12 protein-coding genes and 4 tRNA genes are annotated in these 15195 nt (G+C 41.2%); 6 read left to right on the top strand and 10 right to left on the bottom strand.

The features are described 5' to 3' along the window. The 8 genes from H5187_RS17445 to murB form a co-directional block, all read right to left on the bottom strand. A partial coding sequence (locus H5187_RS17445; RefSeq protein WP_246175643.1) for a GTP-binding protein occupies positions 1–161 on the bottom strand: 161 nt, incomplete at its 3' end. 134 nt (positions 162–295) lie between these two features. Further along, positions 296–371, bottom strand: a tRNA-Thr gene (locus H5187_RS17450). Positions 372–383: 12 nt separating this feature from the next. Continuing rightward, a tRNA-Gly gene (locus H5187_RS17455) sits at positions 384–458 on the bottom strand. Positions 459–503: 45 nt separating this feature from the next. Next, positions 504–588 (bottom strand) — tRNA-Tyr (locus H5187_RS17460). A gap of 39 nt (positions 589–627) precedes the next feature. Further along, positions 628–703: transfer RNA gene (locus H5187_RS17465), tRNA-Thr, on the bottom strand. A gap of 120 nt (positions 704–823) precedes the next feature. Then, positions 824–1519, bottom strand: coding sequence for a type III pantothenate kinase (locus H5187_RS17470; RefSeq protein WP_182719320.1), 696 nt, complete (start codon positions 1517–1519; stop codon positions 824–826). Continuing rightward, complete coding sequence (birA, locus tag H5187_RS17475; RefSeq protein WP_149983335.1) at positions 1516–2508, bottom strand: bifunctional biotin--[acetyl-CoA-carboxylase] ligase/biotin operon repressor BirA; 993 nt, start codon at positions 2506–2508, stop codon at positions 1516–1518. The genes H5187_RS17470 and birA overlap by 4 nt, the downstream gene beginning before the upstream one ends. Continuing rightward, complete coding sequence (gene murB, locus H5187_RS17480; protein WP_182798099.1) at positions 2505–3515, bottom strand: UDP-N-acetylmuramate dehydrogenase; 1011 nt, start codon at positions 3513–3515, stop codon at positions 2505–2507. The genes birA and murB overlap by 4 nt, the downstream gene beginning before the upstream one ends. 143 nt (positions 3516–3658) lie before the next feature. Here murB and H5187_RS17485 point away from each other — a divergent pair, with 143 nt between their 5' ends. Beyond that, complete coding sequence (locus H5187_RS17485) at positions 3659–5503, top strand: M1 family metallopeptidase (protein WP_182768337.1); 1845 nt, start codon at positions 3659–3661, stop codon at positions 5501–5503. A gap of 68 nt (positions 5504–5571) precedes the next feature. Here H5187_RS17485 and H5187_RS17490 read toward each other — a convergent pair whose 3' ends face one another. Continuing rightward, positions 5572–6210, bottom strand: a complete 639-nt coding sequence (locus tag H5187_RS17490; RefSeq protein WP_182794217.1) for a DUF2057 family protein — start codon at positions 6208–6210, stop codon at positions 5572–5574. A gap of 89 nt (positions 6211–6299) precedes the next feature. Between H5187_RS17490 and H5187_RS17495 the strand changes: the two genes are divergently transcribed. From H5187_RS17495 to H5187_RS17510, 4 genes are all read left to right on the top strand, one after another. Beyond that, positions 6300–6671, top strand: a complete 372-nt coding sequence (locus H5187_RS17495) for a histidine triad nucleotide-binding protein (RefSeq protein ID WP_149983339.1) — start codon at positions 6300–6302, stop codon at positions 6669–6671. Positions 6672–6897: 226 nt separating this feature from the next. Continuing rightward, positions 6898–7554 (top strand): response regulator transcription factor, encoded by a 657-nt coding sequence (locus H5187_RS17500; RefSeq protein WP_149983340.1) that lies wholly within the window; start codon positions 6898–6900, stop codon positions 7552–7554. A 134-nt stretch (positions 7555–7688) separates the two neighbouring features. Continuing rightward, positions 7689–9845, top strand: a complete 2157-nt coding sequence (locus tag H5187_RS17505; RefSeq protein WP_182798100.1) for an ATP-binding protein — start codon at positions 7689–7691, stop codon at positions 9843–9845. A gap of 31 nt (positions 9846–9876) precedes the next feature. Next, entirely contained in the window at positions 9877–10230 is a 354-nt protein-coding gene (locus H5187_RS17510) for a 2OG-Fe(II) oxygenase (RefSeq protein ID WP_182732558.1), read from the top strand. A gap of 6 nt (positions 10231–10236) precedes the next feature. On the opposite strand, the gene H5187_RS17515 is transcribed toward H5187_RS17510, so the two are convergent. Further along, positions 10237–11655 carry a mannose-1-phosphate guanylyltransferase/mannose-6-phosphate isomerase gene (locus H5187_RS17515; protein WP_182798101.1) on the bottom strand — a complete coding sequence of 473 codons (1419 nt, stop codon included), beginning with the start codon at positions 11653–11655 and terminating at the stop codon, positions 10237–10239. Positions 11656–11828: 173 nt separating this feature from the next. On the opposite strand from H5187_RS17515, the gene H5187_RS17520 reads away from it, so the two are divergent. Continuing rightward, a complete protein-coding gene (locus tag H5187_RS17520) occupies positions 11829–15101 on the top strand; it encodes a methyl-accepting chemotaxis protein (protein WP_182798102.1) in 3273 nt (1090 codons plus the stop codon). Positions 15102–15195: the final 94 nt, after the last annotated feature.

Raw genomic sequence — 15195 nt, forward strand, 5'->3', positions numbered from 1 at the left:
GGAGCGTTATCGATTGATGCGAAATCTTTAGCAACACCGCCGTATACTTTTGCAAGTACGTTAGTGATTGCTGCAGTTAGGGTAGTTTTACCGTGGTCAACGTGGCCGATTGTACCTACGTTTACGTGCGGTTTTACGCGTTCAAACTTTGCTTTTGCCATGACGGAACCTATCAGTTTTGTGTATCTAGATTACATATGAAAATAATCCACCAGAGGTAGATTAAGTTAAATTTTTCAAATTTCAAATAGTATTTTCTGACAGATAAAGGAAGTAATCAAGAAGATTCTAAGACTGGTGCTGATAGGCAGAGTTGAACTGCCGACCTCACCCTTACCAAGGGTGCGCTCTACCAACTGAGCTATATCAGCAACACCAGAAACTGGAGCGGGCAGCGGGAATCGAACCCGCATCATCAGCTTGGAAGGCTGAGGTAATAGCCATTATACGATGCCCGCGTTAGCAACCTGTTCTTAAACTACCTCTAACCGTCAAGAATAAAGTGGTGGAGGGAGCTGGATTCGAACCAGCGAAGGCTGAGCCGTCAGATTTACAGTCTGATCCCTTTGGCCGCTCGGGAACCCCTCCACGATAATTCTTTACTAAACACTTTCGGTAAAAGGAAAGTGGTGCCGACTAACCGAGTCGAACGGTTGACCTACTGATTACAAGTCAGTTGCTCTACCAGCTGAGCTAAGTCGGCACTGCTTTAGTACGGGGCGAGATATTAGAGGAAGGTTGGTGGTGATGCAACAAGAAAATTAAAAAAAATGTGATTTTATGTGCCGAACGCTCACAAATCAGGCAAAACAGCCTGTTTTTGTTAATTTTTGCTCAATTCATACCAGTAATTGAGCCCCTTCATCACTAATTGCGGATCATAAATCGCGTCTAAAAATTGCGCTTTCAATAATGCACCATAGCCACCAGCAAAAATTAGTTGAGGTTTTTTATTGGTTAAATGTAATTTTGCTTGTTCAACAGCCCCTAAGGTTGCCACTAGCGCGCCATTTTTTAAACCATTAGGTGTGTTTACACCCAGCTCATTCGCAAAAGGCGTGTTGGCATCATCAAAAACACGCTGCGTATTCTGTGTTAATGAGCGTGTCATGAGATCAAGGCCAGGTAATATCCAACCTCCCAAATGTTGTCCTTGTGCTGTAAGTACATCAATTGTTGTGGCTGTGCCTGTGTCTATCACGATGCAATCTTGTTGCGGCCATAATTGAAAAGCAGCAATTAAACCAAGCCAGCGATCAATACCTAAATTACTAAATTGTTGATACGCACAGCTAAGGTTACTCAATTGTTTAGTCACTTTCGCTTCAAAACATGGCACCTGAAATGCCGATGCTTGTGCTAATAGTCCATTGAGTTGCTCATTTTTACCAACACTTGCATAAACCAGCTCGTTAATTTTCCGCCAAGGTAGCGCACTAACATCACACGGCTTGATTTCGCCTTGCTGGCATAGCGCTGCTTTAAGTGCTGTATTACCTACATCGATTAATAATCTCATTGAACTGCCTTGCGTAGTGAAATTTCACCACCGTAATAGCTTTTAACCTCACCATCTTGGCGAATACGAATACCACCTTGTGGATCTATGCCTTCACAGATACCGCGCCAGCTTCTATGCCCGGTATTTAACTCCACACACTGTCCTGCAAAGGCGTTGAGTTCGTTCCACTGCTGATACATGTCATGCAAGCCAGTTTGACTGTACTGCGCTAATCGTTGCTCAAGGTGGTATGTTAAATGTGCCACCAGCTGATTTTTATCAATCTGTTGGCTATGTTGGCTCAAATCAGTCCACGCTTGGTCGATTTGCTGGCTGTAGCTTGTGGGCATTTGCAAATTAATACCAATACCTATCACGAGCTGGCATGGCCCTTGTGGCTGACCATCTAATTCGACCAAAACACCTGCGAGCTTTTCTTTATTAAGATAAATGTCGTTTGGCCACTTGAGTTCAATATCTAACTGATACAGTGCTTTTAACGTATCGTAAACAGCTAAGCCTACTGCGATAGACATACCCATTGCGGCTTGCAGCCCGTCATCTAAGCGCCAGAAATAACTATAATACAAGTTCGCACCAAATGGAGACTGCCAAACGCGTCCGCGTCGCCCACGCCCTGCTTGCTGCATTTCCGCGACGACGACAGTGCCTGAATCCAGTGTTTGTTTAGCCGCAATACGGCGCATTAACTCACTGTTGGTCGAATCAATGATCGGATGCACTTCGATATGTGCCGTACTGGCGTTCAAGCCTTGATAATATTGCTGGATCTTATTTTGCTCTAACAAGCCCACGGAGTTATTAAGGCTATAACCCTTACCGCTAACTTTAAAAATATCCAGCCCCATCGCTTGTAAACTTTGCATATGTTTACTCACTGCGGCGCGACTAATGCCAAGTTGCTCACCAAGTAATTGCCCAGAGATAAAGCCACCCTGATTGAGCGCATTTAAGATTGCTAATTTATTACCATCCGGCGCCTTCATGCTAACTCCCCTAAACCGATATGGCATTCAGTATCATTATTCATCAAGCGAACTTCGTGCTGTAAGCTTATTTGATAACGTTGCCATATTTGCTGCTGGATATGTTGAATCATTTTAATTAGGTCACTGCCTTCACTGCCACCATAATTAACTAAAACTAATGCTTGTTGCTGATGCACTTCAATTCCTGCGATACGGTATCCTTTTAACCCTGCTTGTTCTATTAACCAACCGGCAGCTACTTTATGGTGGTGTTCATCATAGTAATAATGAGGCAACTGCGGATGCGCGACGAGCAATTCGCTAAGTAACTGGTTTTCTATAATTGGGTTTTTAAAAAAGCTTCCGGCATTGGCAAGTATGTAAGGATCCGGTAATTTGCTGTTACGAGTTTTAATCACTTGCTCAAAAACCGTCTGCGCCGTTACCGACTCAAGCTGTTGTAAAGGACCGTAGCTTAACTCTGGCTGCCAAAGTTTTGGTAATGCCAATGCAACACAAGTGATCACTGCTTTATTTTTTAATTGATGCTTAAAAATAGACTCTCGATAGCCAAACTCGCATTGTTGACAACTAAGGCGGATGAGCTGCTTAGTGGCGATATCAAAATATTCTACGTATTCAATAAATTTTGCCAGCTCTACACCATAGGCACCAATATTTTGTACCGGTGCTGCGCCAACTGTGCCGGGGATCAAAGCAAGGTTTTCAAGCCCAGGCATCCCTTGTTTGAGCGTATATGCAACAAGCTGATGCCAGTTTTCTCCTGCAGCAACTTCAAGTAAGTAATCATTGTCGCGTTCAATGATGGCGATACCGGTAGTCGCCATTTTAATTACAGTGCCTTGATAATCGCTTAAAAATACCGTGTTACTACCTTCACCTAAAATGCAAAAAGGGCTATCAAACGTCAGTAGCTGTAATTGTGTAAGGTCAGTGATTTCGCACAGTTGTGAACACTGGCTCGGTAAAGAAAATGTATGAAAAGCTTTCAAAGAGAGAGCCACAAAATGCCCCAAAGGTTAATTGTCACTAATCGCAATAGTGTAACCTATCGTCGCAAAACGCGCATCAGATTGTAAAAATTGCTCAACCCTGATGGTCAATCATGATATAAAACCTGCACTTTTTATTTCCGTCCAGGGTCAATATGAAACTTAAACCACTTTTTTTAAGCCTCGCAATGGCAGGTATGTGCTCACACGCAATGGCCAGTGCCATTGATCAAAATTCCTATGCTAATCTTGATGATGTTATTACCACACACTTAAATCTTGATTTAGACGTTGATTTTGCCGACAAGCAGTTAGAAGGTTTTGTTGAGCATACGTTACAATGGCAAAATGCCGACAGCAAAACATTGGTACTTGATACCCGTGACTTAGATATTGATAAAGTAATGTATCAAGATCAAACTGGTGGCTGGCATAAAGCAAAATTTACCCTTGCTGCACGTGATGATGTTAAAGGCTCAAAGTTAACTATTACCTTTAAAAACCAAGCAGCAAAAGTACGCATTTACTACAATAGCCGCCCAGAAGCATCAGGCTTACAATGGTTAACACCTGAGCAAACAGCCAGTAAAACTCATCCGTTTATGTACAGCCAATCGCAAGCAATTCATGCTCGTAGTTGGATCCCAGTACAAGATACACCAGCGATGCGTGTAACTTACTCGGCACGTATTCATACACCTAAAGATGTTCGTGCGGTGATGAGTGCTGACAACAAAGATGCACTTTATAAAGATGGCGATTACATTTTTGATATGCCTCAAGCAATCTCTCCTTACTTAATTGCGATTGGCGCTGGTAATCTAGAATTTAAAGCTATGTCACGCCAAACCGGCATTTTTGCTGAACCAACCATTTTAGATGCATCAGTTGCTGAATTTGAAGACACGCAAGCGATGATCGATAAAACAAGTACCATGTACGGTGAATATGCTTGGGGCCGTTATGACCTCTTAATGTTACCGCCGAGCTTTCCTTTCGGTGGCATGGAGAATCCACGCCTGTCGTTTATCACTCCAACGGTTGTTGCTGGCGATAAAAGCTTAGTTAACTTAATCGCTCATGAGCTTGCTCACTCTTGGTCTGGCAACTTAGTAACCAATGCTACATGGGAAGACTTATGGCTGAATGAAGGTTTTACCTCGTACGTTGAAAACCGTATTATGGAAGAAGTTTATGGTCGTGACCGTGCGGTTATGGAGCAAGCGCTTGACGCTGCAGGCCTGCGTGCTCAACTTAAAACTATTGCAGCGCCAGATACTCGCCTTAACTTAAAACTTAATGGCCGCGATCCGGACGATGCATTCAGCTCAGTGCCATATACTAAAGGCCAGCTATTCTTAATTTACCTTGAAAACAAGTATGGTCGCGACAAGTTCGACCCATTTGTAAAAGCCTATTTTAAAGAGTTTTCATTCAAATCTTTGACCACCGCAGAGTTTGTTACTTACTTAAAAGCGAACTTAATTGAACAGTATCCAGGTGTTGTTAGCATGGATAAAGTAAACGAGTGGATTTTTCAGCCTGGCTTACCGAGCGATGCACCAAACCCAACCTCAGATGCATTCGATAAAGTAGATAGTGCAACTGCAGCATGGTTAAAAGGTGAAACAACAGCCGCACAACTTCCTACGGCAAATTGGACTGTGCATGAGTGGTTACACTTTTTAAATAACTTACCACGTGATTTAAGCCTAGATAAAATGGCGATGCTAGACAGTGAGTTCAATCTTACACAATCAACTAACGCAGAGCGTGCTTTTGCTTGGTTTATGCTTGCGGTTGGCAATGGCTATCAACCTATCTATCCAGCACTTGATAAACACTTATCAGGTATTGGCCGTCGCAAGTTAATCGTGCCGTTATACAAAGCTCTAATTACTAATGGTAAACGTGAATGGGCACATGACGTATACCTAAAAGCGCGCCCGGGTTACCACCCACTTGCGCAAGGTACTATTGACGACTTGTTTGCTAAGTAATAGCTAAATAACTCAAAATTAAAAAAGGGCGATTTATTCGCCCTTTTTGCTATCTATTTTAATCAGCGCTATTTATTTTTAGTGACTTTATCAATGAAAGCTTGCTGCTCTTGAGCACTGGCTTGTTGCCACCAAAAATCTAACATGGCGGCAGCACTAGGCGCATTACCTGCATTAGGTGCAGGGCGAGAAACTGGAGCTTGTAAATTAGCAGCATTAGGTGCAGCTCTGGTTGTTGATGCTGCTGTTGGCGCTACTTGCACTGTCGCAACTTGAGAGCTAGCACTACTTGTCAAATCAGACTCAGCTATAATAGCCAGTGGCGTGCCTAATGACGCTCCTTTTACTTGTAAGCTCACTTGCGGCGCTTCTGCAAAAACTTCTGCTGCTACCGCGTTATCAGCACGGTTAAACACCACATCATAATCTGTATTAGCAGCAATGGTCATCGTCACCCAAAATGGTTCTGAGTCGATAACTTGATGCTCATCGTAACCTTGCTCGTACAGATCGGTGTATTTAAGTTTGACCTGATATACGCCAGGAACTAGTTCGATTTCATCAACACGATTGAAAAATGAATGTTCAATTTTCTTATCGCCCACTTGTAATGGGACTATTTCTTCAGGAAAATTAACGGTTTCCGCCACACTTGCCGCACTCAAAAATAATGACACAATACCGCTTAATAATATCTGTTTACGCATAATAGCTCCTTGTTATTTGATTTCAGTTTGACACTGCAGGCAAAGTTTGTCATTAGTGACTTTAGTACAACCGACAAAGAGCCCTTTAAATGAGCCAAGAAACTATTTTTACTAAAATTATTAACCGCGAGATCCCAGCTGATATCATCTACGAAGATGAGCTTAGTTTAGCGTTTAGAGATATCAACCCTCAAGCCCCTTTTCACGTGCTTATTATCCCGAAAAAAGCGATTGCGACCATCAATGATATTACTGAGCAAGATGCGCCAATTGTTGGCCACCTGTATGTGGTAGCTGCAAAAATAGCCAAACAACAAGGCTTTGCAGAGGATGGTTTTCGCGTGGTAATGAATTGCAATGAACATGGCGGGCAAACTGTTTATCATATCCATTTACATATGCTAGCTGGTAAAATAATGGGATGGCCTCCTTATCAAGATAAGACAAAAGGTTTAATTTAAACTGGTTTACTGTAAATATTTGTAAAAAAACATTAACTTTGGAAAAAATATTATTTTATATTAATTTCAATTGTTTACAGTTATTTTTAAATTTTCCCTTTGTGAAAAATACGAAAAACGTTATAAAACTATGCATATCTTACCCCCAAGTAATAAATTTCTAATACAAAAGGAGCGGGTTGCATGTTAGGATTGATTGGTCAACTTTATTCAAGAGTATATAAGTATGAGTAGTACAGCCTTTTTGTTACTAGATCTAGAGCCAATTAATACAATTGGTATTAATGTATTAGAGCCTTTATTAAAAACCCAAGGGCTCAATGTTACTAACGGAACAAACATATCTGAAGTTCCTGAGGGAACGCGCTTATTGTTTATCGAAACATCAAGCCAAGACGCTTGGGGTAAATTGAAAGAGCAACTGGTCAACCTACGAGTTAAATGCGATATCGTATTATTCAACTTAGACGAAAATCCAGAACTTGCTAATCGCGCATTGCTGAGCGGTATTCGTGGGGTTTTTTATACTACCGACAACGCTGATGTGCTAATGAAAGGCATTCGTTTATTACTGGAAGACCAGCTGTGGTATCGTCGTGATATCATGTGCAACGCGTTAAACCGTATGCTGCAATTTAATAAAGACGCATTACATAAACTTACTGACGGTGATATTGAACCAGTAAAATTAACTAAGCGTGAAAAAGCAATTATCTCTTTGATGAGTAATGGTTCTAAAAATAAAGAAATAGCTGAAGCGTTAAGCATTAGTCCACACACGGTAAAAACTCATTTATACAGCGCATTTAGAAAGACAAAATGTCGTAATCGTATTGAATTATTATCGTGGGCACAACAAAATATTCCTGACGAAATTCGCTAGCCTAGCAACTCTTATTTTAATATTAAAAACAGGTACTTTGTGCCTGTTTTTTGTTTATTCAAGAGCGCGATATTTGCTAACAAACGCAATTGCCATTATTCTAAACTCGTCACCTCGATCTGCTTGGAATATGAATGCTCGACTCCCTCACGCTCTACTCTGCCAGCGCCGCCATGATGGTCGTCATGGCATTACTCAATTTTTTAACTTGGCGCGCTAATAAACATACCCCAGGCACAGTGCTGTATATACTTTATCCTTTAGTGCTATTTATTGCCTTGATGAGCTTTGCCTTACATGGTCATTTCGATAGCACCGCCACTATTGTACTTGCAAATAGTTTATGGTTTAGCGCATCCATCATTCATGCGTTAACAATCAGCCAATTTTTAGGTTATCGCGGCAAAGAGTTTCGGTTTTTTGTATTAGCAACCTTATTTTGCGGAGCGTTGCTAATGTACTTTACCATAGTTGACTCTAACCTACGTAATCGTATGCTGGCCTCTGATTTACAGCATATAAGCGAAGCATTTTTCTTACTTTATTTATTTATTCGCTTTGCGCGCAAACCTTACCCTAACGGTAGCATCGTCTATATTTTGATCCTTACGATTATCAGCTGTATTTTTACTGGGCGAGTTTTTTTAATGGAAGGTGTGAACAACCTAACACTACTGAAAGAAAACTGGTTTACCATTACGTTATTGATCAATGGTGTGATTGCGCCAATATTTTATACCACTGGAATGGCGTTACTGTGTAATGAGCGTAGAGAGCAAAATCTCAACCAACTAACGAGTAAAGCGCAAAAAGATTTAGAAATTCGCGGGCTATTCTTATCAACTATTAGCCATGAAATTCGCACCCCCCTCAATGGTATTTTAGGTAGCGCACAACTAATTTTGAATCAATCAACCGATCCCCGTGATAAACCTTACTGCGAAGCCATTATAAACTCTGCAGAATCACTTAACTTATTGGTTGATAAAGTACTTGATTACGCCAGCCTAGACCAACACAACGAAGCGCTCTATGAGGAAGACGTAGAATTTAAAACCTGGTTGCATAACTTATGTTTATTACTTAGCCCACTAGCTGAGCAAAAGCGCTTAAAGTTTGAGTTAATATACAATCTTCCTGAGCAAGCTTGTTACTACTGCGACCAACAAAAACTAAGGCAAATTATTATTAACCTAGTCGGTAATGCAATTAAATTTACCGATAAAGGTGAAGTTAAAATTCAGGTGGAATTACTCGAAGAACGCCAACTTGAGCACCACATTCGCATCAGCGTAATTGATTCAGGTCCAGGCATTGAAGATGACGAAATTGAGTACCTTACAGAGCCTTACGTACAAAGCAGTGCCGGCAAAGAAAAAGGTGGCACAGGTCTTGGTCTTGCTATTACCAGTCGCTTGCTTGATAAACTTAATTCAAAGCTCGATATTATCAGCAAACTAGACCAAGGTAGCTCGTTTAGTTTTGATATTACTCTGGCACTTGGCGAGTTGAGTTTAGTTGAACAACGTCATCAATCGAAGGACTACTTAACTGGATTAGACGTATTATTGGTCGAAGATTTAGATTTAAACCAAAAGATAGCTATTGAGTTTATGGCCGATGACGAACATAAAATCAAACTAGCCCGTGATGGTAAAAGCGCTATCGAACTAATGCAAACCTACCATTTTGATGTTGTGCTACTAGATATGAACTTACCGGACTTTACTGGTCAAGAGGTACTCAAAACTCTCAAAGGTATGGAACATAAAAATCAACGTACCCCTGTACTGGCCTTTACAGCCAGTTTAAGTCCTGACGAAATAAAAGAATATTTTACTTTAGGGATCAAAGACATTGTTGGTAAACCTATAAAGCAACAAAAGCTACGCCAAGCATTGAGTGACTCACAAAACAGCCAGGCACCTAGTGTTGCGGTAGAACTCAGTGACATTTTGTATGATGACACCGCCGCCGAAACATTAAAAAGTTCTTTTAGCGAAGATGAAATATCTTCTATATACAACGAGTTTGTGCTGTCTGCTCGTAACAAGCTGATCCGTGCTCAGCAATTATTAGATGAAGATAAAGAACAATGTATCAAGCTGCTCCATCGCCAAGCAAGTACCGCTTTACAGCTCGGTTTTAACCGCTACGGTATAGAGTTAAAAAAAATAGAACGACGCTTACTCGATAACAAACCGCTTAAAGAGTCACTCACAGAAGCGTTGGTACTGTGGCAAAATAGCCTTGAGCAATATTTAAAGTATGTCAGGGAGCAAATGAGTTGACGAGTTGGCGAAGTAATAAGGAAAAGATACAATGGCTATTTTTAAAAATTTATTTCGCTGGCAGCGTGGTAGGCAAGATTCGGGCTATGACAAAATGCTTCTGTGTGGCGCCCATTGGCCAGTAAAGTTTGATACTTATTTAATTAAGTTTCCCGTTGGTAGTGAAATAAAGCCCCATACAGATAAAGTAAAAAAAGGTAAGCATTTTCGTTTAAATCTCATTATTAAACGCGCCCAACTGGGCGGTGAGTTTATGTGCGAAAACACCTTATTTCAAAGCAAGCGTATAAAACTATTTAGGCCCGATATAACTCAGCATGCAGTAACCAAAATAGAAAAAGGTAGTCGTTATATATTAAGTATTGGCTGGGTTAAAAGCGATTAACCTTCACTATTTTCTACCATACTGATCGTCAAAACGTTCAATATCCGTTTCATCTAAAATGCTGCCAGTTTGTACTTCTATAAGGATCAGTGGCTCATTTTGCGTATTTGCTAGGCTGTGAATATGACCGGCGGCTATATAGCAAGATTGATCGGCAGTAAGCGTGTGTGCTTCGCCATCAATACGTACATCAGCAATGCCAGAGACGACAACCCAATGTTCAGCGCGGTACTGATGGCGCTGTGTTGAAAGTTTGCCTGCAGGGCTGACAATAATTTTTTTCACTTTAAAGCCGGTGCCTGCAATTAACACCCGGTAACTACCCCACGGTCGATACACGGCTTGATGATGGATCAATTTATCGTCGTGCTTAACGGCTAATTGCTTTAATAGTTCCGGGAGCTGATCTAACTGGCTTTTACTCGCGACTAAAGTTGCATCATGGGTGTGAATAATCGCTAAATCACTCACCCCAAGAGCTGCGATGCTATGACCTTCTTCACCACTGAGTAAGTTGTTATGGCTATGTAAAACCACGTCATCTGTGCTTAGGCTATTGCCTTGCTCGTCTTTATCGGCACTTTGCCATAGCGCATTAAAACCGCCGACATCATTCCAATTCAGCGCTAAAGGCAACACCGCCACATTTGGGCTGCGTTCTAAAATAGCATAGTCGATTGAATCACTTGGACAGTTTTTTAAGACTTCATTATTGGCACGGATAAAACCTAAGTCGCCACTGAAATTGGCGGCTGCTGCAATGCAACTGGCGATTTTTGGTGCAAAACGCTCAAGTTCAGCAAGGTATGCGCTAGGAGTGAATAAAAACATCCCACTGTTCCAGCTATATTCGCCACTGGCAAGATATTGCTGTGCTAATAGTAGACTGGGCTTTTCTTTAAATTCATCAACTTCATAGCAGTTTGAAGCCGCTATTTTAGTACCATTTTTAATATAACCGTAACCGCAATGGGCCGAGTCTGGCTCAATCGCAAAGGTAATTAACTTGCCCTGTTGCGCCAAGCTTATCGCATCAGGAAGTTGCTCTATTAACAACTCAAAGTTATCAATATGATGATCGGCTGGTATCACTAATAAAGGTTTATCAAGCCCTTGCTGTAATGCATATTGTGCTGCCAATGCGATGGCGGGAGCAGTATTTTTGCCATCAGGCTCTAACAGTAACGCCATGGTTACAGCGTCGATTTGCTGGCATTGGCTGCTGACAATAAAGCGATGCTGCTCATTACAAACCAAGATCGGATCGGTAAAACATGAGTCAGAGACTCTCTTTAAGGTGCTTTGCAATAATGACTCATCTCCCAGTAGAGGTAAAAACTGTTTTGGCATAGCTTGGCGCGATAATGGCCATAACCGCGAACCGATACCACCGGCCAATACAACTGGAATAATGGACTTTTTCATAGCAAATACACTTAAATTTGAAATGCCCATAGTTTAACAGAGTATAGCAAGTGCATTACAGCAACTAAAAAATCTATTTTTCGTCATCGACTCGCTTTTAATTCAAGCTGTTCTACACTAAATCTTAATTACCTGTATTAGGTTTACAGCTTTGCTTTGATAAGGATGTTGTTATGGCTAACCAAACCCGTTCATTCGGAGATTTTGTACGTAATATCGGCTTGACTAAAAAGCTTGTTATTGCCTTTTTGCTCGTTGCATTAATTCCCTTGACGATTGCCATCAGTCTTGCGCTGTATAACTCGGCGACTGCTTTAAATAAACAAACTTACGCTCAATTAGAAGCGGTTAGTGAAATTAAAAAAAGCGCCATTGAAAGGCATTTTGCCGATATACATGCGCAATTATTATTTTTAGCACAAAGCCCTTTACTCCACACCGCAGCCGATGAACTTAGCCGTGCATTTAAAGAGCCCTATACCACCGCCCTCGACAGCACCGCAGAGCAACAGTTGGCAGATTACTATCACAATGACTTTAATACTAAATACCGGCTTAAAAACGAAGATAAATTACCAACTTCTGAGCTGCTTTCTACACTTTCGCCCACAGCTAAATATTGGCAATCACAATACCTAGCAGATAATCCATATCCACTTGGCGAGAAAGCAAAGTTAGCACAGGCAAGTGCTGATAATAACTACAATTTACTACACAGCAAATACCATAGCTTTTTACTAAATTTTGCGCAAAAATTTGATTTTTATGATGTCTTTATCATCGACAATCGCAGTGCTGAAGTGATTTACTCTGTTTACAAAGAAGTTGACTTTGCCACCTCTTTACTTGATGGACCTTATGCTAATAGCAACCTAGCATTGGCATTTAAACAAGCAAAAATGATCAATGAAGATGAAATTACCTTTGTAGATTATCAGCAATATTTGCCATCTTATAATGCACCAGCTAGTTTTATCGCCACCCCGATTTATAACCAAGGCGTACATACTAGCACCTTGGTTTTTCAACTATCCATTGATGCCCTGAATGTCATTATGACTGAGCGGGCAGGCTTAGGTTCAAGTGGCGAAACATATTTAGTCGGACCTGATTTTTTAATGCGTTCTGACTCCTTTCTCGACCCCGAAAACCATTCGGTCGTAAATTCTTTTCGCTACCCAAGCATAGGTAAAGTAAAAACGCTGGCAACTGAGCTTGCTCAGCAAGGAAAAAAAGGTCAGCAAGTAATCACCGATTATAGTGGCTCCTTAGTACTGTCGTCTTATCAACCCATTAACGTATTAGGTATACAGTGGTCATTACTGGCTGAAATAGATAAAAACGAAGCTTTTGCCACGGTCAGTCATTTAACGACGATTCTCGTTAGCACCTTAATCATATCGATTATTGCCATCACTCTGGTCGCTATTTGGTTTGCTCGTTCACTGACCCGCCCGGTGCAATTACTGGTCGACACAATGCGTCACGTTGAACAAAAAGGTGATTTTTCGGTACGAACGCCAGTGCTTTCGAATGATGAAATAGGTTCATCGGCAAGCGCTTTTAATTGCCTGCTTGATGCGCTGCAAAGCTCTATTTCCCAAACCAATACGGTTATGAATAAGATGGCCGCAGGTGAATTTAACCACCGAATTAGTGCGCCCTGCAAAGGCGAATTAGATTCCTTAAAACAGGCCACAAATAATTGCGCAGACTCGCTAGAGCAAGCAATGAGTGAACTAAATCATATTATAGATGAGATGAGCCAAGGAAATTTTAATAGCCAAATAACAACCCCAATGCAGGGACAGTTGGCCACCTTAAAACAAAATATAAATGGCTCACTGCAATCGCTAAATAGCACCATTACTGAAATTGTCGGGGTGATGAGCCATATTGAACATGGTGATTTTAAACAACAAGTTACGGTAGCCGCACAAGGCTCTTTGGCGCAATTAAAAAACAGTGTGAATAATTCAGTACACAGTTTAGCCGGAGCGGTAAGTGATATCAGCCGCGTAATGAGCGCACTTCACGATGGGGATTTTTCACAACACCTTGAGCAACCTCTACAAGGCCAGTTAGCCACACTTAAAAATGATATCAACGCGAGCGTCGACAATCTCGCGTTAATCATTAAAAATATTAACGATGTTATGGCAGCCGTAAATGCTGGCAACTTTAAACAACAAGTAAATTGCAGTGCCAATGGCCAATTATCAACTTTAAAGCATAATATTAATAACTCAATTATGGGTTTAGACACTGCTGTAAGTGAAATATCAAACGTTATGCTGGCGATCAGTAAAGGTAACTTCGAGCAGACAATCGATAGCGATATGAATGGCCAACTCAATGTACTTAAAGATGATGTAAATAGCTCTATTAGCAATTTGAGTATTGTTATTGCTGAACTCGCGCGCGTTATGGCAGCTATGCGTAGCGGTGATTTTAATCAACAACTAGAGACAAACATGCAAGGCCAATTAGCGCAGCTGCAAAATGATGTGAACAGTTCTTTGACCATCACCGCAGATGCAATCGCAGAGGTAACTAAGGTATTAAGCGGGCTTGCTCAAGGCAATTTAAATCAACAAGTACAGCAGGATTACCAAGGTGTATTTGCTACATTAAAAGCAGATGTAAATCAAACGATTGAAAAACTTACCAGTGTTATTAGCAGCATTCAAGAGTCTGCCTCAAGAGTATCACAAAGCGCCGCAGAGATAGCAGAGAGTAACACCGAAATAAGTCAACGCACTGAAGAGCAAGCAGCCAATTTAGAAGAAGCCAGTGCCAGCAGCAGTAACATGCTGGATGAAATAGCAGCCATTGCTAAGCAAGCTAACGAAGCGGTTAAGCTTGCAGAAAACGCTCAAATGAGCGCAACAGAAGGGGGCGAGCTATCCATACAAACGGTTCATGCCATTGTTGAGGTCAATAATTCCAGTAAGGATATTAATGAAATTGTCTCTGTTATTGATGAAATAGCATTTCAAACCAATTTATTAGCTCTCAACGCAGCGGTAGAAGCTGCCAGAGCTGGCGAGCATGGTCGCGGGTTTGCGGTCGTTGCCAATGAGGTTAGAGAATTAGCTGGACGTAGCGCAACCTCGGCGAAACAAATTAAAACTATAATAAGCAACAGCAACCAAAAAATTAGTCACGGTACCGCCCTTGCTAATTCATCAGGTGAGAAACTAAAGCAAATTGTCAGCGCTGTGGCTGATGTTAACCATATGATAGTGTCTATCAATAGCTCTTCGATTACCCAACAACAGGCAATTAAAGAGGTAGATATTGTGGTACAACGTCTAACAACCTTGATCCAAGAAAACTCAGCGATGACTGAAGAAACCATGGCTGCGGCGAAACAAATGGCAGATCAAGCTAACACGATGCGTCACTTACTCGGGTATTTTTCACTGCAAAAGGCGCCGTTATAAGGTAAATAAATTCACTGATAAAATCGCAACGATTAATTGGCGATTCAAATTAACAAACTTGTTAAACTAGCAGCACTGGATATTTTAATGCGAA

Source organism: Pseudoalteromonas sp. SG44-1, assembly GCF_014164315.1.
GTDB classification, from domain to species: Bacteria; Pseudomonadota; Gammaproteobacteria; order Enterobacterales; family Alteromonadaceae; genus Pseudoalteromonas; species Pseudoalteromonas rhizosphaerae.

Coding starts and splice junctions, on each gene's coding strand:
- H5187_RS17520 (WP_182798102.1), top strand. CDS start 11,829: ATGGCTAACCAAACCCGTTCATTCGGAGATTTTGTACGTAATATCGGC.
- H5187_RS17505 (WP_182798100.1), top strand. CDS start 7,689: ATGCTCGACTCCCTCACGCTCTACTCTGCCAGCGCCGCCATGATGGTC.
- H5187_RS17485 (WP_182768337.1), top strand. CDS start 3,659: ATGAAACTTAAACCACTTTTTTTAAGCCTCGCAATGGCAGGTATGTGC.
- birA (WP_149983335.1), bottom strand. CDS start 2,508: ATGAAGGCGCCGGATGGTAATAAATTAGCAATCTTAAATGCGCTCAAT.
- H5187_RS17495 (WP_149983339.1), top strand. CDS start 6,300: ATGAGCCAAGAAACTATTTTTACTAAAATTATTAACCGCGAGATCCCA.
- H5187_RS17470 (WP_182719320.1), bottom strand. CDS start 1,519: ATGAGATTATTAATCGATGTAGGTAATACAGCACTTAAAGCAGCGCTA.
- H5187_RS17515 (WP_182798101.1), bottom strand. CDS start 11,655: ATGAAAAAGTCCATTATTCCAGTTGTATTGGCCGGTGGTATCGGTTCG.
- H5187_RS17490 (WP_182794217.1), bottom strand. CDS start 6,210: ATGCGTAAACAGATATTATTAAGCGGTATTGTGTCATTATTTTTGAGT.
- H5187_RS17500 (WP_149983340.1), top strand. CDS start 6,898: ATGAGTAGTACAGCCTTTTTGTTACTAGATCTAGAGCCAATTAATACA.
- H5187_RS17510 (WP_182732558.1), top strand. CDS start 9,877: ATGGCTATTTTTAAAAATTTATTTCGCTGGCAGCGTGGTAGGCAAGAT.